Source organism: Streptomyces sp. NPDC029466, from assembly GCF_055574515.1.
Genome location: NZ_JBVHZH010000019.1, coordinates 34,239 through 52,220 on the forward strand (window position 1 = coordinate 34,239; position 17,982 = coordinate 52,220).

General features: G+C 71.5%; 15 protein-coding genes, 1 tRNA gene and 1 other RNA gene. 13 read left to right on the forward strand and 4 right to left on the reverse strand.

Features of this window, described 5'->3' with window-relative positions; all coding sequences use genetic code 11:
* The first annotated feature begins 132 nt into the window (after positions 1-132).
* The 3 genes from ACZ4XD_RS16555 (at position 133) to ACZ4XD_RS16565 (ending at position 4,479) form a co-directional block, all read left to right on the forward strand.
* Positions 133-2,064 (forward strand): ABC transporter ATP-binding protein, encoded by a 1,932-nt coding sequence (locus ACZ4XD_RS16555; RefSeq protein ID WP_468042658.1) that lies wholly within the window; start codon positions 133-135, stop codon positions 2,062-2,064.
* Between the two features lie 268 nt (positions 2,065-2,332).
* Positions 2,333-3,985, forward strand: a complete 1,653-nt coding sequence (locus ACZ4XD_RS16560; protein ID WP_468042660.1) for an APC family permease — start codon at positions 2,333-2,335, stop codon at positions 3,983-3,985.
* A gap of 182 nt (positions 3,986-4,167) precedes the next feature.
* Positions 4,168-4,479 carry an SHOCT domain-containing protein gene (locus ACZ4XD_RS16565; protein ID WP_468042662.1) on the forward strand — a complete coding sequence of 104 codons (312 nt, stop codon included), beginning with the start codon at positions 4,168-4,170 and terminating at the stop codon, positions 4,477-4,479.
* Positions 4,480-4,672: 193 nt separating this feature from the next.
* On the opposite strand, the gene ACZ4XD_RS16570 is transcribed toward ACZ4XD_RS16565, so the two are convergent.
* The 3 genes from ACZ4XD_RS16570 to ACZ4XD_RS16580 all read right to left on the reverse strand — a co-directional run bounded on the left by ACZ4XD_RS16570 (position 4,673) and on the right by ACZ4XD_RS16580 (position 6,354).
* Positions 4,673-5,353: a DUF305 domain-containing protein gene (locus ACZ4XD_RS16570; RefSeq protein WP_468042664.1), complete on the reverse strand. Its 681-nt coding sequence runs from the start codon at positions 5,351-5,353 to the stop codon at positions 4,673-4,675.
* Between the two features lie 94 nt (positions 5,354-5,447).
* A complete protein-coding gene (locus ACZ4XD_RS16575; protein ID WP_468042781.1) occupies positions 5,448-5,861 on the reverse strand; it encodes a DUF6153 family protein in 414 nt (137 codons plus the stop codon).
* A 148-nt stretch (positions 5,862-6,009) separates the two neighbouring features.
* Entirely contained in the window at positions 6,010-6,354 is a 345-nt protein-coding gene (locus tag ACZ4XD_RS16580; RefSeq protein ID WP_468042666.1) for a hypothetical protein, read from the reverse strand.
* Between the two features lie 287 nt (positions 6,355-6,641).
* Between ACZ4XD_RS16580 and ACZ4XD_RS16585 the strand changes: the two genes are divergently transcribed.
* Positions 6,642-7,577 carry a YcxB family protein gene (locus tag ACZ4XD_RS16585; protein ID WP_468042668.1) on the forward strand — a complete coding sequence of 312 codons (936 nt, stop codon included), beginning with the start codon at positions 6,642-6,644 and terminating at the stop codon, positions 7,575-7,577.
* 90 nt (positions 7,578-7,667) lie between these two features.
* Here ACZ4XD_RS16585 and ACZ4XD_RS16590 read toward each other — a convergent pair.
* Positions 7,668-7,755, reverse strand: a tRNA-Ser gene (locus ACZ4XD_RS16590).
* Positions 7,756-7,885: 130 nt separating this feature from the next.
* Here ACZ4XD_RS16590 and ffs point away from each other — a divergent pair.
* The 9 genes from ffs (at position 7,886) to ACZ4XD_RS16635 (ending at position 17,912) form a co-directional block, all read left to right on the forward strand.
* An RNA gene (ffs, locus tag ACZ4XD_RS16595) (signal recognition particle sRNA small type) lies at positions 7,886-7,984 on the forward strand.
* 46 nt (positions 7,985-8,030) lie between these two features.
* Entirely contained in the window at positions 8,031-10,634 is a 2,604-nt protein-coding gene (locus tag ACZ4XD_RS16600; RefSeq protein WP_468042670.1) for a DNA polymerase III subunit gamma and tau, read from the forward strand.
* 166 nt (positions 10,635-10,800) lie between these two features.
* Positions 10,801-11,151: a YbaB/EbfC family nucleoid-associated protein gene (locus ACZ4XD_RS16605; protein WP_078889642.1), complete on the forward strand. Its 351-nt coding sequence runs from the start codon at positions 10,801-10,803 to the stop codon at positions 11,149-11,151.
* A 51-nt stretch (positions 11,152-11,202) separates the two neighbouring features.
* Positions 11,203-11,802 carry a recombination mediator RecR gene (recR, locus tag ACZ4XD_RS16610; RefSeq protein ID WP_086718526.1) on the forward strand — a complete coding sequence of 200 codons (600 nt, stop codon included), beginning with the start codon at positions 11,203-11,205 and terminating at the stop codon, positions 11,800-11,802.
* Entirely contained in the window at positions 11,795-12,457 is a 663-nt protein-coding gene (locus tag ACZ4XD_RS16615; RefSeq protein ID WP_042150613.1) for a DUF5063 domain-containing protein, read from the forward strand. The genes recR and ACZ4XD_RS16615 overlap by 8 nt, the downstream gene beginning before the upstream one ends.
* A gap of 344 nt (positions 12,458-12,801) precedes the next feature.
* A complete protein-coding gene (locus ACZ4XD_RS16620) occupies positions 12,802-14,073 on the forward strand; it encodes an aspartate kinase (RefSeq protein WP_018089933.1) in 1,272 nt (423 codons plus the stop codon).
* Entirely contained in the window at positions 14,070-15,185 is a 1,116-nt protein-coding gene (locus ACZ4XD_RS16625) for an aspartate-semialdehyde dehydrogenase (RefSeq protein ID WP_468042674.1), read from the forward strand. The genes ACZ4XD_RS16620 and ACZ4XD_RS16625 overlap by 4 nt, the downstream gene beginning before the upstream one ends.
* A 487-nt stretch (positions 15,186-15,672) precedes the next feature.
* The gene (locus tag ACZ4XD_RS16630; RefSeq protein ID WP_468042676.1) at positions 15,673-16,335 is read left to right on the forward strand and encodes a SigE family RNA polymerase sigma factor; all 663 of its coding nucleotides are present in this window, start codon (positions 15,673-15,675) and stop codon (positions 16,333-16,335) included.
* Positions 16,332-17,912 carry a hypothetical protein gene (locus tag ACZ4XD_RS16635; RefSeq protein ID WP_468042678.1) on the forward strand — a complete coding sequence of 527 codons (1,581 nt, stop codon included), beginning with the start codon at positions 16,332-16,334 and terminating at the stop codon, positions 17,910-17,912. The genes ACZ4XD_RS16630 and ACZ4XD_RS16635 overlap by 4 nt, the downstream gene beginning before the upstream one ends.
* Positions 17,913-17,982 lie beyond the last annotated feature (70 nt).

Genomic DNA, 17,982 nt, shown 5'->3' on the forward strand with positions numbered 1-17,982 from the left:
GGTCAACCGCCCGAGCAGCGACGATATGACGTAGCGACCATGCACCTCCGCAGCTCACGCCGGCGCCTGGAGCGCCGTGCGGCGTCGCCTCAACAGGGCACGGAGCCACCGTCTGTGGGACAGGGTTCGTCCGTGTCGCAGCAGGACGGTGACGCGTCCGCCCTCTCTGCCGCCGGACCGCGGGCAGCGGCACAGCCGCCCCTGGAGCCCGGTGCGGACCGGGTCCTGGGGAGCGGCCTCGTGGCGGCCGCCCCGATCCGCACCAGGCGGGTGGGGTTCAAGGAATCCGTGCGGCGCTTCTGGCCGCTGACCCGGGGCGACCGGCGCTGGATCCTCCTGGTCTGCCTGAGCGCCATCCTCGCCGCGTTCGCGGAGACCGTGGCCATCCTGGTCTTCGCCGAACTCACCGACAACGCTCTTCAGAAGGGCTCGGTCAGCGCCTTCTGGGCACCGGCCGGCCTGTGGCTGGGCGTGGCCGTCGCCGGCGGGGTGGTGGGGTATCTGGGCAACTCGCTCGCCGCATGGACGGCCGAGCGCTTCGTGATGCGGCTACGGGCCCGCGTCTTCGCCCACCTCCAGAAGCTGCCGCCGCACTTCTTCCAGCGCAATCGCCGCGGTGACCTGGTCGAGCGGATGACCGGCGACGTGGACGCCATCGAAGCGCTGGTGGTCAGCGGTCTGGTCCAGGCGGCCACGGCCATATTCGGCGTCATCTTCTACGCCGGTGCCGCGTTCTGGCTGCGCTGGGACATGGCCCTGGTCACCTTCGCCCTGGCCCCGCTCTTCTGGATCGCCACCCGCCGCTTCACCGGCCGGGTCAAGGAGGTCTCCCGCCGGGAGCGCGCGGCCGACGGCGCCATCACCTCGGTGGTCGAGGAAGGGCTGGTCAATGTCGTCCTGACCCAGGCCTACAACCGCCAGCACGACGAGCAGGAACGGCTCCGCCGCGAGGCCCGCAGCTGGCTGCGGGCGTCGGTGACCAGCGCCCGCCTCAACGAGCTGTACGAGCAGATCGTCGAGGTCCTCGAAACGCTCTGCGTCCTGGCGATCATCGGCCTCGGCGCATGGGAGATCTCCGCGGGGCGGATGACGCTCGGGGAGCTGCTGGCCTTCGCCGCCTTCGTCGGCTACCTCTACCCGCCGATCCGTGACCTCGGCCAGCTGGGACTGACCGTCACCGAGGCGACCGCCGGATCCGAGCGGCTGCTGGAGATCCTCGACGCCCGCCCCGCCGTCACCGACCCGGACCCCGCCGCCGTCGTCCCGGCGCCGAACCGCGCGGTCGGCGCGGTGGAAGCCTGCCGGGTGCACTTCCGCTACCCCGGCAGCGAGCACGAGGTCCTCCAGGACTTCTCGTTCAGCGCGGTGCCCGGGGAGCTGGTGGTGATCACCGGGCCCAGCGGCGCCGGAAAGTCGACGCTCGCCGCCCTGCTGCTGCGGTTCTACGACCCGGACGCCGGCAGCATCCGGCTCGACGGCATCCCCGTGAACCGGATGCCGCTCGACCGGCTCCGCCGCAACATCACCCTGCTGCCCCAGGAGACCCTCGTCCTGCACGACACCGTGGAGGAGAACATCGCCTGCGGGCGGGACGACGTGACCCACCGCGATGTCGTCCGCGCCGCCCGCGCGGCCGACGCCGAGGTGTTCATCGACGCCCTCCCCGACGGCTACGAGACCGTCATCGCGCCCGGCACCTCCCGGCTCTCCGGCGGCCAGCTCCAGCGCGTCGCCATCGCGCGGGCCATGCTGCGCGACGCCCCCGTTCTCGTCCTCGACGAGCCCACCACCGGCCTGGACGTCCTCGCCACCCAGCGCATCCTCGGGCCCCTGCGGCGCCTCGCCGAGGGCCGCACCACCATCGTGATCACGCACGACCTGGACCTCGCCACGGACGCCGACCGCATCCTGGTCCTGGACGAGGGCCGCCTGGTGGAGTCGGGCACCCACGCCCAACTCCTCGCCCACCACGGCCTCTACGCCACCCTGTTTTACGCCCACCCACCGCCGCACAACGGCTCCCCGCACCCCCTCGCCCACCCCTCGGGCAGTCACCGGCGGTAACCAGTAGCGGCCCCGCGCCCGTAGCCGCCGAGGCGTCGCTCACGCCCCGCGCCGCACACCGGACGAGCGCCGGCACGCCCCCGTAACCGCCCACAGCGCCCACCCGCCCGGCACCGGCCCACACGGCTCGACGAGGGAACTCCCCGCCCAAACCGGAACCTGACGCGCCACCACGCGTTTACTCTCCGTATACGGGCGACGCGCCGCGCGCCGGCAGCGCGAGGCCTGCGTCCCAGGACGAAGCCGGCCCGGTCAACCAGGAGCGCGCGTGAGCAAGGCAGCCGTAGCGGGGAGCGAGAGCGCGGGCGGTGGCCGTCATCTGCGCCGGGCGGTCGGATTCTGGGGGCTGATGTTCCTCTCCCTGGGGTCGATCATCGGCTCCGGCTGGCTGCTGGGCGCGCTCACCACCGCCGTCATCGCCGGCCCGGCCTCGCTGATCTCCTGGGTGCTCGCCTCGGCGATGCTCGCGGTGCTCGCACTGGCCCACGCGGAGCTGGGCGCCACCTACCCGATCGCGGGCGGCACCGCCCGGTTCCCGTTCTTCGCCTTCGGCCCGCTGACCGGCTTCACCGCGGGCTGGATGTCCTGGCTGCGCTCGGTGCTGATCTCCCCCATCGAGGTCGAGGCCACGCTCTCCTATCTGGACCGCATCGGCTGGATCCACGACCGGGTGGACATGCTGAACCCCAACGGCACCCTCACCACCCCGGGCCTGGTGATCGGCACCGTCTTCATGATGATCTTCACGTTGATCAACGTCCTCGGGGTCCGGCTGATGGCCGGGATCAACTCGGTCACCGCCGTGTTCAAGACGGCCGTACCCCTGCTGACCGTCATCGTCCTGATGACGCTGTCCTTCCACAGCGCGAACTTCACCGCCGGCGGCGGCTTCGCCCCCCACGGGGCGCACGGGGTCTTCGCGGCCCTGCCCGCCGGAGTGGTGTTCGCGCTGCTGGGCTTCGAGCAGGCCATCCAGCTGGCCGGGGAGGCCCGCAATCCCCAGCGCGACATCTCCCGGGCCGTGGTCGTGGCCATGGCCATCGGCACCGCGCTCTACCTCCTGCTCCAGATCGCCTTCATCGCCGCCCTGGACCCCGGCGCCCTGGCCCGCAGCTGGGACAACCCCGTGGGGGCGGGCAACTTCGGCCCCTACGCCACCCTGGCCACGGCCGTCGGCGCCGGCTGGCTGGCGACCATCCTCTACGTCGACGCCGTCATCTCCCCGGCAGGCACCGGCCTCGTCTACATGGCGGGCGCCGCGCGCCTCTCCTACGCCATGGGACGCGAGCGGGTGCTGCCCCAGCCCCTCACCCAGGTCGGCCGCAGCCGGGTCCCCGTCATCTCGACCCTGCTCGCCTTCGTGGTCGGCGAGCTCGCCTTCCTGCCGTTCCCCAGCTGGCAGGCCCTGGTGGGCCTGGTCACCTCGGCCGCGGCGATCATGTACGCGTTCGCCCCGGTGTCGCTGCACGCCCTCCGCATCCGGGACGGCGATCGCAACCGCCCCTACCGGCTGCCCGCCGGACCGGTCATGGCCCCGCTCGGCTTCGTCTTCGCCAACTTGATCTTCTACTGGTCCGGCTACGAGGCGGACTGGAAACTCGGCATCGCCGCCCTGCTCGGCTTCGTCTTCCTCTTCCTCACCCGCCGCGGCATCCCGGCCGCCGAACGCAGCGGCCTGCGCGCCCGCAACGCCCTATGGGTGTGGCCCTGGCTCGGCGGCATGATCCTCATCGCCCGCTTCGGCCGCTACGGCGGCACCGGCGCCCTCCCCGACTGGTGGGACCTGGTCATCGTGATCGTCTTCAGCCTGGCCATCCACTACACCGCGGTACGCCTCGCGATCCCCTCCGAGGCAGTGGACGCAGCCGTCCAACACGAGGAAGCGGGCGAGTCGGTACCGGAGCAGCCGGACCGCCGGTAGAGCTCACCGAACAGGCACGCGCTCTCCGTGGTGGCCCCGGCCGACGGACATCCCGGCGCCCGCGGTCGCGCGGCGCACCCATGGCTCCCCGCCCCCGACCGAGAGACCATGGAAGGGCATAAAGCCGAGGTCCCCTGCGGGCACCGGGCCCGCACCCCGCGTCGCGGGAGGTGGAGGGCGAGATGTTGTGTTGGTACGGCCGCCATGGCGGCGGGTGGGCCTGGCTCGCGATGTCGATCAGCATCTTCCTGTTCCTGGCGCTGCTCTTCGTCATCGCGCTGCTGATCGTCCGCACCCTGGGCCGCTCGGCCCCCGCCCGCGGCGAGCCCCCGCCGACCCGCGGCGGACCGGCCGCCGAACAGATCCTCGCGGAGCGGTACGCCCGCGGTGAGATCGACGAAGAGGAGTACCGCCGCCGGCTGGCCACGCTCCGGGGAGCGCCGCCAGGATGGGCGCCGCCAGGCGGGGCGCCACCGGGTGGGCCGTCGCCTTAGGGGGTGGGCGCGGCCTGACTGTCGCCCGTCGGCCCGCCGTCTGCACGGAGGACCGACGGACAACGATCACGCGGCTCACGGCCTGCCGGTGGCTACGGCCGATGCCCCTGGTGCCGGCTGCGGCCTAGCGCCGACAGCTATGTCCTGCCGCCGGTAGCTACCGCCTGCCGCCCCGGAACTGACGGGCGGCGGCTCACCCCTTCCCCAGCAACCTGTTCATCCGTGCGATCTCCGCCTCCTGGGCCTTGATGACGGCGTCGGCCAGCGTCTTCGCCGGGCCGTAGGCACCCTTCTCCTTCTCGGTGCCCGCCATCTTCACCGCGCCCCGGTGATGCCCGACCATCATCTCCATGAAGGCCGTGTCGAATGCCTTGCCCGACTTCTTCTTCAGCGCGGCCATCTCCTCAGCGCTCATCATTCCGGGCATGGCCGAGTGATCCATGCCAGGCATACCGGAGTGGCCGGAGGAGCCGGAGTGCTCGGAGTGATCCATGCCGGGCACCTCCTCCGGCACCTGCTCGCCCCACGCCGTCAGCCACCCGGACATGGTCTTGATCTCCGGGTCCTGGGCTTGCTTGATCTTGGCGGCGAGTTCCTTCACCTGGCTCGAAGAGGCCCGTCCGGCGGCCAGGCCGGCCATTTCCACGGCCTGCCGGTGGTGCGGAATCATCCCCTTCGCGAACGCCACATCGGCCGCATTGTGCGCCCCGGCCGAGGCGCTGGGCGAAGAGGCGGACGGTGACGGGGAGCGGTGCGCGGGGTGGCCGCCGCTGTCCTTGCCGCCACAGGCGGCCAGTACCACCGCGGAGGCGGCGGTTGCGGCCACGACAACGAGGCGGCGCGTGACGGAACGGTTGGACTTGTACCTGCTCATGGCTGACTGAACTCCTGGAAAAAGCAGCGGTATCGGAACATGCCGAACGGCGGCACCGCGCCCTTGAGCGGGCGTCCGTGCCGTCGGGGTGTTCCTAGATCCGCAGGAGCTGGAGTTCGGCCAGATCGGGCGGCGCCCGCCCACCGTCCCGTTTGCCCGGTGCGCCCGCGCCTACCGCGTCGGCGGGCTCCACGGGGCAGCCGAGCGAGGGCGCCAACGCCGGGGGCGCGGGCGGCCCGTGCAGCGCGGCGGACGCACAGGTCGAGTCCGCGTGATGGACATGTCCGGTGCCACCGCAGTCACTGTCCCCAGGGCAGTGCGCCTGGACCGTGGCCACTACGGACGCCGCGGTCGCCGCGGTCATCCGGTGCCCGTGCGCGGACGAGGGCACCGCAACGGCAGGGCCGAGCCCATGCATACCCAGCAGCCCCGCCAGCAGCCCGAGCACACACCACACACGCCACCGCCGTGCGGCGGCCCGTGGCGGAACGAACGGGCGGCTGGACATCACGCCCTCATGCTAGGCAGCAACAGAAAAACCCGAACGAGCGGCTCCCCCTGAGGAAGTTGCCCCATCCTCAGGGCGGCGACCCAGCCGCATCCGCCCCCTCACCCACGTCCGCATCCGCATCGTCTGTCTTGGTGACGGAAAACGGTCAGATGCGACGAACCCGAGCGGCGATCCCATGCCCCAGCAGCAGGTAAAGCCCGGCAGGCAGACCGTAATTGAGGAATACCCGCACCCCTTCGCCGTCCATGGTGAAGATGTCCTGCGACCACCAAGCGAGCGCGTCGGCCACTCCGTGGACGAATTCGACGAAAACATTTCCCTGGTTCGCTTCGAGCAGGTACAGCAGTATCCACAGGCCCAGGAAGCCGGCGGCCACATCCCCGATCGTGTGGATGATCAGCGCGGCCCGATGTGCGCCGAGACCGGGCCGGTTGTGCCCATAGCCGTCATAGGAGTGGTTTGCGGGCATGGGTTCGTGGGTGTTGTTCATGTCTTCGTGTTTGCCGGGGCCGAGTAGGCGAAACCACCCTTCTGTCTGCGATTCGATAACCACTCGGCATCATTGGCGACCACCCGCTTTTCCCGCGCCCCGCTGCGCCGCATTTCGCGGGTTTCCCATTCCCTCGAGAAAATAGTCCGCCGTTACGCCGATTTCCCCACCCGAAAAGGGAGTTGGCGCGGCTCCGGGCGCGCTGAGCTTCCTTGCGTCAAGATCAGGTCACGGGAGCGGCTGAGAAAGCCTCTACGATCCGGTGGATCACCTAACGGGGAGGGGCCATGGCCGAGGGCCGGGAAACGGACGCGGTCGCCGAGAGACCGGTGGAGCTGGCCTACCGGCCGACCGTCGGCGAATTGGCGTCCGCGCTGCGGGCACGCGCGAGGAGCACCGGCGCGGGACGCTTTCAGCGCCGGGCGCTGGTCTGGACGGTGGCGGTCTCGATCGTCGGCGCCCTGTTGTCGGCGGCCAACTCCGGCCGCCATGACACACCGTGGCCGCTGTATGTGGGGGTGGTGGTCTTCGCCGCCTTCATGACCGCACTGCCGTGGTTGCAGGCGCGCCACCTCCACCGGCTCGCCGAACGGCAGGGGGACATCCGCGGGACGGTCGACGACACCGGGGTCCGGATCACCACCGCGCACAGCTCGGCCGGCACCGACTGGCACCTCTACCCGCGCTATGTCGAGACCCCGGAGCTGTTCGTGCTGCTCAGCGCCGACAAGTCCGCCGTCGGCTTCGTCGTCCTGCCCAAGCGGGCCGTGGCGGGCCCGGAGGAGGTGGACCGGCTGCGGGCGGTCCTCGACCGGCGGCTCGTGCGCGCGGACGCCGAGGCGTCCGGAAGTCCGCGAAGCCGGGGCCGGGCCGTCGGCCGCGGGGCCGGCTCCGTCGGCCTGTTGCTGCTCGGCCTGCTGCTGTTCTTCTTCGCTTTCGCCGCCGTCCAACAGGCCGCGCACCCGGACCGCTTTCCCGGGATCCAGAACAACACCGCTCCGATATCCGCCGTCATGCTGGGGCTGGGGACGCTGGCGGTCGCCGGGGCCTGGTGGCTCGTACGGCGGATGACGGCCATGCGGACCGTGATCGCTGTGCTCGCCGTCCTTGCCCTGCTGGCCGGTGGCGCCGCCCTGTACCGCGTGGGGCCGATGCTCCACTGCTGGAGCTCCGCCCGGATCGCCCACGGGCCCGAGGGCACCTACGTCTGCTACGACTCCTGAGCGGGCCGCGGTCTCCGCGCAGAGACGAAGAACCGCGAAGGGCCCCACCGCAAGCGGTGGGGCCCTTCGACGTTGTGCCCGGTGAGGCACTGGCGGAGGATACGAGATTCGAACTCGTGAGGGGTTGCCCCCAACACGCTTTCCAAGCGTGCGCCCTAGGCCACTAGGCGAATCCTCCGCCGCAAACAATACAAGACGTTGGGGAGTGCTCGCGACCATGATCCTCGGGAGGGGATGGCGGGGGTGGAGGAGTGGGTCGGAGGCGGGGCCGGGTTCGTTTCTTGGGCGGGGGATCCGCTAGTGTGGTGCGCAGCCCCTCACGTGGCGCTATCTGACTGAACTCCCCCAGGGCCGGAAGGCAGCAAGGGTAGGTCGGCTCTGGCGGGTGCGTGGGGGGCGCTTGCGTTTGCGGGGCCCCGTCGGTTGTCAGTGCGGCCCGATATCGTCGTATGCGTGTCGTCCCTTGCGCTGTACCGCCGCTACCGGCCCGAGACCTTCGCCGAGGTCATCGGGCAAGAGCACGTGACCGATCCGCTCCAGCAGGCTCTGCGGAACAACCGCGTCAACCACGCCTATTTGTTCAGCGGCCCGCGCGGCTGCGGCAAGACGACGAGTGCGCGGATCCTGGCGCGCTGCCTCAACTGTGAGGAAGGTCCCACTCCCACACCCTGTGGAAAGTGCCAGTCGTGTGTGGACCTGGCCAGGAACGGCCGGGGTTCCATCGATGTGATCGAGATCGACGCGGCGTCCCACGGTGGTGTGGACGACGCCCGTGAGCTGCGCGAGAAGGCGTTCTTCGGGCCGGCCAGCAGCCGCTACAAGATCTACATCATCGATGAGGCGCACATGGTGACCTCCGCGGGCTTCAACGCCCTGCTGAAGGTCGTCGAGGAGCCGCCGGAGCATCTGAAGTTCATCTTCGCGACGACCGAGCCCGAGAAGGTCATCGGGACGATCCGGTCGCGTACGCATCACTACCCCTTCCGCCTGGTGCCGCCGGGGACGCTGCGGGACTACCTGGCAGAGGTGTGCGGGCGGGAGGACATCCCGGTCGAGGACGGGGTGCTGCCGCTGGTGGTGCGGGCCGGGGCAGGCTCGGTGCGGGACTCGATGTCCGTGATGGACCAGCTGCTCGCGGGTGCCGGTGCGGACGGTGTGACGTATGCCATGGCGACGGCGCTGCTCGGTTACACCGACGGCTCGCTGCTGGATTCGATCGTGGAGGCGTTCGCCGCGGGGGACGGCGCGGCGGCCTTCGAGGTCGTGGAACGGGTCATCGAGGGCGGCAACGACCCGCGGCGCTTCGTCGCGGACCTGCTGGAGCGGCTGCGGGATCTGGTGATCCTGGCGGCCGTGCCGGACGCGGGGGAGAAGGGGCTGATCGACGCCCCCGCCGATGTCGTGGAGCGGATGACGGCGCAGGCGTCCGTCTTCGGGGCGGCCGAGCTGAGCCGGGCCGCCGACCTGGTCAATGCGGGCCTGACGGAGATGCGCGGAGCGACCTCGCCGCGGCTCCAGCTGGAGCTGATCTGTGCCCGGGTGCTGCTGCCCGCGGCGTACGACGACGAGCGGTCGGTGCAGGCGCGGCTCGACCGTCTGGAGCGCGGGGCGGGTGCCGCGCTGCTGGGCGGGGCCGGCGGTATGGGCGGCGGTGCGGGTTCCGGGGCCGGCCCCGGGCTCGGGGCGCCGCCCGTGGTGGCGTCCGGGGGCGGGCCCGCGGCCGGTTATGTGCCGGGGCCGGAGGCTCATCCGCCGATGCCGGCGGGACCGTCCGGGCCGGCCGCCGCGCGGGCCGCGGTGCGGGGCGCGGTGAGCGGCGGCCCGGCGGGAGGGGCAGGGGCTCCGGCAACCGCCCCGGCGGCGCCGACGGCCGGTGCCGGGGCATCCGGCGGGCCGGTGGCCGCGCCCACGGGCGGGCAGCAGCAGGGCGACAGCGGTGGTGCGGCGGCGCCCCAGGGCGGCCCGGCGGACGCTCCGCAGGGTGGCCCGGGTGGCCAGGCCGGTGAGACAGCGGCCCCGCGGCCCGGCGCCTGGCCGGGAAGTACGGGCAAGGGGACCGGCGGCGCCCCGGCCGATGCTCCGCAGGGCGGCCAGGGCGGCCAGAGCAGTGAGGCAGCGGCCCCGCGGCCCGGCGCCTGGCCCGGGAGTGCGGGCAATGCCACCGGTGGCGGCCCCGCGGCCGGTGATGGTGGTGGTGCCGGACGGCAGCCCGGTGGCTGGCCCACGGCCGTGGCGCCGGGGCAGGGCGGTCAGGCGCCGCAGGGCGGGGCTCCCGCTGGGCCGCCGGCCGCGTCCGGACCGCTGGCCGGGGCGCCCGCGCCCGCGGCCCCGCAGCCGCCGGCGGCCGCCGCGGCCCCGGGGGCTGCGCAGGGTGCCGCCCAGGTGCGGCAGATGTGGCCGGACATCCTGGAGGCGGTGAAGGACCGCCGCCGTTTCACCTGGATCCTGCTGAGCCAGAATGCCCAGGTCTCCGGCTTCGACGGCACCACGCTCCAGATCGGCTTCCCCAATGCCGGTGCCCGCGACAGCTTCGCCAACGGCGGAAGCGAGGACGTCCTCAAGGACGTGCTGGCCGAGCGGTTCCAGGTGCAGTGGCGGGTCGAGGCGATCGTCGACCCGTCGGGTGGCGCCGGTCCCGCGACCGGTGGTGGCCCCCGCGGCGGCGGAGGGGGCGGCGGCTTCGGCGGCGGTGCGCCCGCCGCACCGCAGCAGAGCGCGCCGCAGCCCCCGCCCCAGCAGACCGGCCCGGCGGCGCCCCCGTCGTCCGGCGGCCAGTACGGGCAGGACGGCAACAGCGGTGGCAATGGCGGCGGTGGCGGAAGCCAGGGTGCGCGGATGGCCCGGGAGGCCGTCTCCGCCCCGTCGTCCGGGGGCGGCGGGCAGGGCGCGCCCGCGGCGGAGTCCGCCTACCGTGCGCCGGAGCCCCCGCCGACGTCCATCGAGTACGACATGCCGGCCGAGGACGACCCCGATCTCGTCGACTCCGCGCTCAGCGGACACGACCTGATCGTGCGCGAACTGGGCGCGACGGTGCTGGAAGAGTTCAACAACGAGTAGGCGCCGAAGGGCACCGCGTAGGCGGGGTGGGAGGGGCGAAAAGGGGTAACCGGGCGTACGCCCGGCGTACACCCGTGCTCCTCCCTACGGCGTAGGGCGCGGGGCCCGTGAAACACGTAGGCTCGGGCTACCGCACCAATCGTTGTCGTATGGCAGGAGTCACGTCGTGATCCCCGGTGGTCAGCCCAATATGCAGCAGCTGCTTCAGCAGGCTCAGAAGATGCAGCAGGACCTCGCGGCAGCCCAGCAGGAACTGGCGGAGACACCCGTCGAGGGTTCCGCGGGCGGCGGTCTGGTCAAGGCGACGGTGACCGGCTCCGGAGAGCTCCAGGGCCTGGTCATCGACCCCAAGGCGGTCGACACCGACTCCGCGGAGGAGACGGCCGAGACGATCGCCGACCTCGTGCTGGCGGCGGTCCGGGACGCCAACGCCAGCGCCCAGCAGCTCCAGCAGCAGAAGCTCGGCCCGCTCGCCCAGGGTCTGGGCGGTGGCGGAATCCCTGGTCTCCCTTTCTGAGGAGTAGCCAACTAGCGTACGCATCACGGCAGAAGAGAAAGAAGACGTTCCGTGTATGAAGGCGTGGTCCAGGACCTGATCGACGAGTTGGGCAGGCTGCCCGGCGTCGGTCCCAAGAGCGCGCAGCGGATCGCCTTCCACATTCTTCAGGCCGAGCCGACCGATGTCCGCCGGCTCGCGAACGCGCTGATGGAGGTCAAGGCGAAGGTCCGGTTCTGCGGTACCTGCGGCAATGTGGCGCAGGAGGAGCAGTGCCGGGTCTGCCTGGACCCGAGGCGCGATCCGGCGGTCATCTGTGTCGTGGAGGAGCCCAAGGACGTCGTGGCGATCGAGCGGACCCGCGAGTTCCGCGGTCGCTACCACGTCCTCGGTGGGGCGATCAGCCCGATCGAGGGCGTGGGCCCCGACGACCTGCGGATCAGGGAACTGCTGGCCAGGCTCGCGGACGGCACCGTCACCGAGCTGATCCTGGCCACCGACCCGAATCTGGAGGGCGAGGCCACGGCCACGTATCTGGCCCGCATGATCAAGCCCATGGGCCTGAAGGTGACGCGACTGGCGAGCGGTCTGCCGGTCGGCGGCGATCTGGAGTACGCGGACGAGGTCACGCTGGGGCGGGCCTTCGAAGGGAGGAGACTTCTCGATGTCTGATGCCACGCTGCACAACGCGACACAGGACCCGGACGACTTCGCGGTATCGATCTCCGATTCGATCGAGAGCTTCATCGTCGCCGTGACGGAAGTCGCCAAGGGCGACGAGCCGGACAGCGCGGTGCCCTTCCTGCTGCTGGAGATCTCCCAGCTGCTGCTCACCGGCGGCCGTCTGGGCGCTCATGAGGACTTCGTCCCCGACGAGCGGTACGAGCCGGACATCGGCCCGGAGCCGGACGTCGACGAGCTGCGCGAGCGCTTCGCGAACCTGCTCGACCCGGTGGACGTGTACTCCGAGGTCTTCGACCCGTATGTGCCGCGCAGCGAGCCGGTCGCCAGCCGGATCTCCGACGACCTGGCCGACATCATCACCGATCTGCGGCACGGTCTGGCGCACTACCGCGCGGGCCGGGTCAGCGAGGCCCTGTGGTGGTGGCAGTTCTCCTACCTCTCCAACTGGGGCCCGACCGCCTCCGCCGCCCTGCGGGCGCTCCAGTCGCTGGTCGCCCACGTACGCCTCGACCAGCCGCTGGACGAGCTGGACGGCCTGGACACCGACAGCGGCGTCAGCGGCGACGAGGAGCAGCTCGCCGAGGAGGCCGGGAAGGTCATGGCGGCGGAGATCGCCGGGCCGCTGGGACTGCGGGGGATGTGAGCCCGGGGGACGGCCGTCGGGGCGGGATGCTCCGGCTCCCCGGGCGTCCTCGCCGTGGCCATACCTTGTGACCTGGGTTACGTTTCCGTGTGTACCGGCCTGGAGCGGGCATGTGCTCGCCGAGCGGGCGCAACGGTGCGCCTTGTGGAGCCGCCGCGGGACGTGGAACGCACGAGCCAGGTGAACACGGTGAGGTTGCCGTGATCAATGGGTGAGTCCCATGTCTCACGATGTGGTATCAGCAGGGCGGATTCCGCCTGCTCGATAGACTGAGCCGACCGCAGTACCCCCATTTCCGGGGGTCCGGGAGGAAACTCCCGAAGAGACAGTTGCGAGGAGCGCACGTGGGCCTTGTCGTGCAGAAGTACGGCGGCTCATCCGTTGCGGATGCCGAGGGCATCAAGCGCGTTGCCAAGCGAGTCGTCGAGGCCAAGAAGAACGGCAACCAGGTTGTCGTGGTGGTTTCGGCGATGGGCGACACGACGGACGAGCTGATCGATCTCGCGCAGGAAGTGTCCCCGATTCCGTCGGGGCGTGAGTTCGACATGCTGCTGACCGCCGGAGAGCGGATCTCCATGGCCCTGCTGGCGATGGCGATCAAAAACCTCGGCCATGAGGCACAGTCCTTCACGGGCAGCCAGGCCGGTGTCATCACCGATTCCGTGCACAACAAGGCACGGATCATCGACGTCACGCCGGGCCGGATCAAGACCTCCGTCGACGAGGGCAATATCGCCATCGTCGCCGGGTTCCAGGGTGTGTCCCAGGACAAGAAGGACATCACCACGCTGGGGCGCGGTGGGTCGGACACCACCGCCGTCGCGCTGGCGGCCGCCCTGGACGCCGATGTCTGTGAGATCTACACCGATGTCGACGGTGTCTTCACCGCCGACCCGCGGGTCGTGAAGAAGGCCCGGAAGATCGACTGGATCTCCTTCGAGGACATGCTGGAGCTGGCCAGCTCCGGCTCTAAGGTGCTGCTGCACCGTTGCGTCGAATACGCACGTCGTTACAACATCCCGATCCATGTCCGCTCGTCCTTCTCGGGACTGAGGGGCACCTGGGTCAGCAACGAACCGCAAGGGGACCAGCCGATGGAGCAGGCAATCATCTCGGGCGTCGCACATGACACCTCCGAGGCGAAGGTCACGGTCGTCGGAGTCCCGGACAAGCCGGGCGAGGCCGCGCGCATCTTCCGTGCGATCGCGGACTCCGAGGTCAACATCGACATGGTCGTGCAGAACGTGTCGGCCGCCTCGACCGGTCTGACCGACATCTCCTTCACGCTGCCCAAGGCCGAGGGCCGCAAGGCCGTCGCCGCCCTGGAGAAGACCCGGGCCGCGGTCGGCTTCGACTCGCTGCGCTACGACGACCAGATCGCCAAGATCTCGCTGGTCGGCGCGGGGATGAAGACCAACCCGGGCGTCACCGCGACGTTCTTCGAGGCGCTGTCGAACGCCGGCGTGAACATCGAGCTCATCTCGACCTCCGAGATCCGCATCTCGGTCGTCACCCGTGCCGATGACGTCAACGAGGCCGTGTGCGCCGTGCACACCGCCTTCGGTCTCGACACCGACAGTGACGAGGCCGTGGTCTATGGCGGCACCGGTCGATGATTCCGGCCGAGGCGGGCCGTCCGTCCCTCGCTGACACGCTGGGGACGGACGCCCGTACGGCCGCCAAGCCGCAGCTCGCCGTCGTCGGTGCCACCGGCGCCGTCGGCTCGGTCCTGCTGGGCATCCTGTCCGAGCGGGCCGACATCTGGGGCGAGATCCGGCTGATCGCCTCCCCCCGCTCGGCCGGCCGCAAGCTGACCGTGCGGGGCGCGGAGGTCGAGGTCGTCGCGCTGAGCGAGGAGGCCTTCGACGGGATCGATGTCGCGATGTTCGACGTCCCCGACGAGGTCTCCGCGCAGTGGGTGCCGGTCGCGGTCGCCAAGGGCGCGGTGGTCATCGACAACGCGGGCACGTTCCGGCTGGACCCGGACGTGCCCCTCGTCGTGCCCGAGGTCAATGCGCACGCCGCCCGGGTCCGCCCGCGCGGCATCATCGCCAACCCGAACTGCACCACGCTCTCGATGATCGTCGCGCTGGGCGCGCTGCACGCCGAGTACGGGCTGAGCGAGCTGATCGTCTCCTCGTACCAGGCCGTTTCCGGGGCGGGCAAAGCAGGCGTGGACACCCTGCGGGCCCAGCTGTCCGCGGTGTCCGGTACGGAGCTGGGGAACACGCCCGGCGATGTGCGGCGGTCCGTAGGGGACACCCTGGGACCGTTTCCGGCGCCGATCGCCCTCAACGTCGTGCCGTGGGCCGGCTCGGTCCGGGAGGACGGCTGGTCCTCCGAGGAGCTCAAGATCCGTGACGAGTCCCGCAAGATCCTGGGGCTGCCGGAGCTGCCGGTTACCGCGACCTGTGTACGGGTGCCGGTGGTCACGACCCACTCGCTGACCGTGCACGCCCGGTTCGAGAACGAGGTCACGGTCGCCGGCGCGCACGAGATCCTGGCCGCGGCCCCCGGCGTCGTCCTCAGTGACGACCCGGCCGAGGACGAGTACCCCACGCCGGCCGATGTCGTCGGGACGGATCCGACCTGGGTCGGGCGGGTGCGGCGGTCGCTGGACGATCCGCGGGCGCTGGAGCTGTTCGTGTGCGGGGACAATCTGCGCAAGGGGGCGGCTCTCAACACCGCGCAGATCGGCGAGCTGGTGGCGGCCGAACTCCAGGGGTAGGCCCGGTCCCGGACCGGTTTCCGCGTGCCTTACTGTCTTGCTGGCCCGGTGCTCCGGTGTTCCCGTTTTCCTGGTCTCCCCGCGTTCTGCTGCCGCGCGTTCCGTCGTGGTGGGCGCCGTGGGGGGCGAGTTGGCGGGATCGGCCGTCGTGCCTCGTCCGCCTGGGAGATACTTTGTGCAGCGTGTGAAGATTCTGTGAGCGAATTGCCGGTCCCCGCCTCTTGATCTGGGCTGACGATCCGTTCGACCATTCGCTCCCCGCCGCACTGCAACCGGCAGTTGGGTGGGGGGCGTCTTTGTGGCCGCCCTCAGGGGTGGCCTCAGGGGTGCCCGCGGGCCACAGGTGAGCCCTCGGGTATCGGGGTCTTCACGTAGGGGTAAATCAGGGCATTCAGGAAGAGCTGGTACGCATGAGGGCATTTGATGCATCGTCAAAAGCGGTGCCTTGCGCGTACAACCCTTACAGGGGGAAGCGTGTCCAACAGGCGTGGCAGAGGTACTCGGATTCACCATCGCCCCAGCGGGCGCAGCCGGCGCGGCAGTGCACCCACCGCGCTCCCGTGTGTCCGGGGGCATGCCGGTGATCGCTCCCTGGCCCACCACGCGTCCCGCACAGCTTCCCCCTCAGCGTGGGGACACTGACGACGCGATGGCAGCGGGCACCACAGTCGACCACCTCACCGAGACCTATCGCGCGCACTACCGCTCGCTGCTCGGTCTCGCCGCGCTGCTCCTCGACGACACCGCCTCCTGCGAGGACGTCGTCCAAGAGGCCTTCATCCGCGTGCACTCCGCGCGCGGACGGGTGCGCGAACCCGAAAAGACCCTCGCCTACCTCCGGCAGACCGTCGTCAACCTCTCGCGCTCCGCGCTGCGTCGGCGCATCCTCGGGCTCAAGCTGCTCTCCAAGCCGATGCCCGACATGGCGAGCGCCGAGGAAGGCGCGTACGACCTGCTGGAGCGGGACCAGCTGATCAAGGCGATGCGCGGACTCCAGCGCCGGCAGCGCGAAGTCCTGGTGCTGCGCTACTTCGCCGATATGACCGAGGCGCAGGTCGCCGAGACGCTGGGCATATCGCTCGGTTCCGTGAAGGCCTACGGGTCCCGGGGCATCGCGGCGCTCCGCGTCGCGATGGAGGCTCCGGCATGAGTGGCACGACGTATGGCCGGCACCACCCGTACGACGCCTGCGGCGCGTACGACACGCTCCGCCCGGGCACCCCGATGTCCCCCAGCACCTCGATCGACCTCATGAACCACAGCGGCACCCCCGGGCCCGGCCCGCTCGACTCGGCCCGCCCCGGCACCCCGTACGGCCGGACCCCCGAAGCACCCGGCGTCCGTGGCGCTCCCGGCCTCACGGCACGGCGCGACGCGGACGTACCGGACGGCCTGCGCGCGCGGCCCGCCGATGCGACGCGTGAGCTCCCTGCGGCGCGTGCGACGCAAGGAGGAGCCGACGGGGAGCCGGAGGGCGGCCGTCAGCCCGACGTCCCCTGCGGGCAGGGCACGAAAACCGGCCAAGTATCCGGCAACGGCGATGACATCGCTGTCACGGACAGTGCGGCCGGTGCCACGGAGGGTTCCCCGGGCCCCGGTGACGAACCCGACAGCCATGCGTACGGCACCGACGGGCCCACCGGCTCCGGCTTCGGCGGCGGCACCGGCAACGGCGGCGGCGACGGCCCCGGCCGAAGCCACCCCACCGGCGGCGACTTCGGCGGCGAGGACGATCTCCGGCGGCTGCTGCACTCCCGCGTCGGCGACCTCGAACCCGCGCCGGACGCCCTGGAGCAGCTGCGACGCGCGGTGCCCGCCCGTCGCCAGCGCCGCCGGCACGCCGTCGTGGGCGCCGCGGCCGCGCTGCTGCTCGGCGGCACCTCCATCCCCGCCATGGTCCATGTGGCCCACCTCGCCGGCAGCTCCGAGGAGCGGCCCGCCAACGCGGCGGGCAGCCCACGCCCCCAGGGCGGCGCCGAGGGGGCGCACGGCGAAGGCACCGAGCAGGCCGGCCCGCAGCCGGCCGGCAAGGACGGCGCGAAGCCCGGCGAGGACAAGCCCGCCGGCAAGGGCAAGAACCCGGGGAAGGCCGGCGCGGGCCACGGCGCGGGCGCCGGCACCCCCGCTCCGGACGAGACCATGGACGTCACCTCGCCGCTCTGCGGGCGGGAACAGCTCGGCCAGGGCACCAGCACGGTCGGCGCGGCGGACTCCACGGGCCGTGTCTACGGCGCGTTCCGGGTGGTCAACACCTCCGGAACCGCATGCTCCGTCGAGGGCGGCGGCACCATTGGCCTGGTCGCCCAGGGCTCCACCAGCCCCGACCGCATCCATGTCGTCGACCACACCTCCGGCGACGAGGCCACCGGGCTGCCCGACCCGGCCACCACCCCTGACCAGCTGGTTCTCAAGCCGGGGGAGGCGTACGAGGTCAAGTTCGCCTGGATCCCGGAGTCCGGCGGCGGCACCACCGGGTGCGTCAATCCCGGCCCGTCGCCGACGCCCGACGCCTCCAGCGACCCGGGGCAGTCCCCGGACGGCGCGACCCCGCCCGGCGACGGCGGCGAGGCGGGCGGCAGCGAGGGCCCCGGCGACGGCGGCACCGCGCCCGGCGGCATCGTGCTCAGCCACACACCGGAGGCGGGTGAACCCGCCACCGCCGACGCCAAGGTCACGGACGCCTGCGCGGGAACGGTCTACCGCACCGAGGCGCTCGCGGCGCAGTGACACCGACGGGCCCAGGTACCGGCCGTCGGGGCCGGACCGTGGAGGGGTCGGTGCGGCCCCGTGGGCCGGG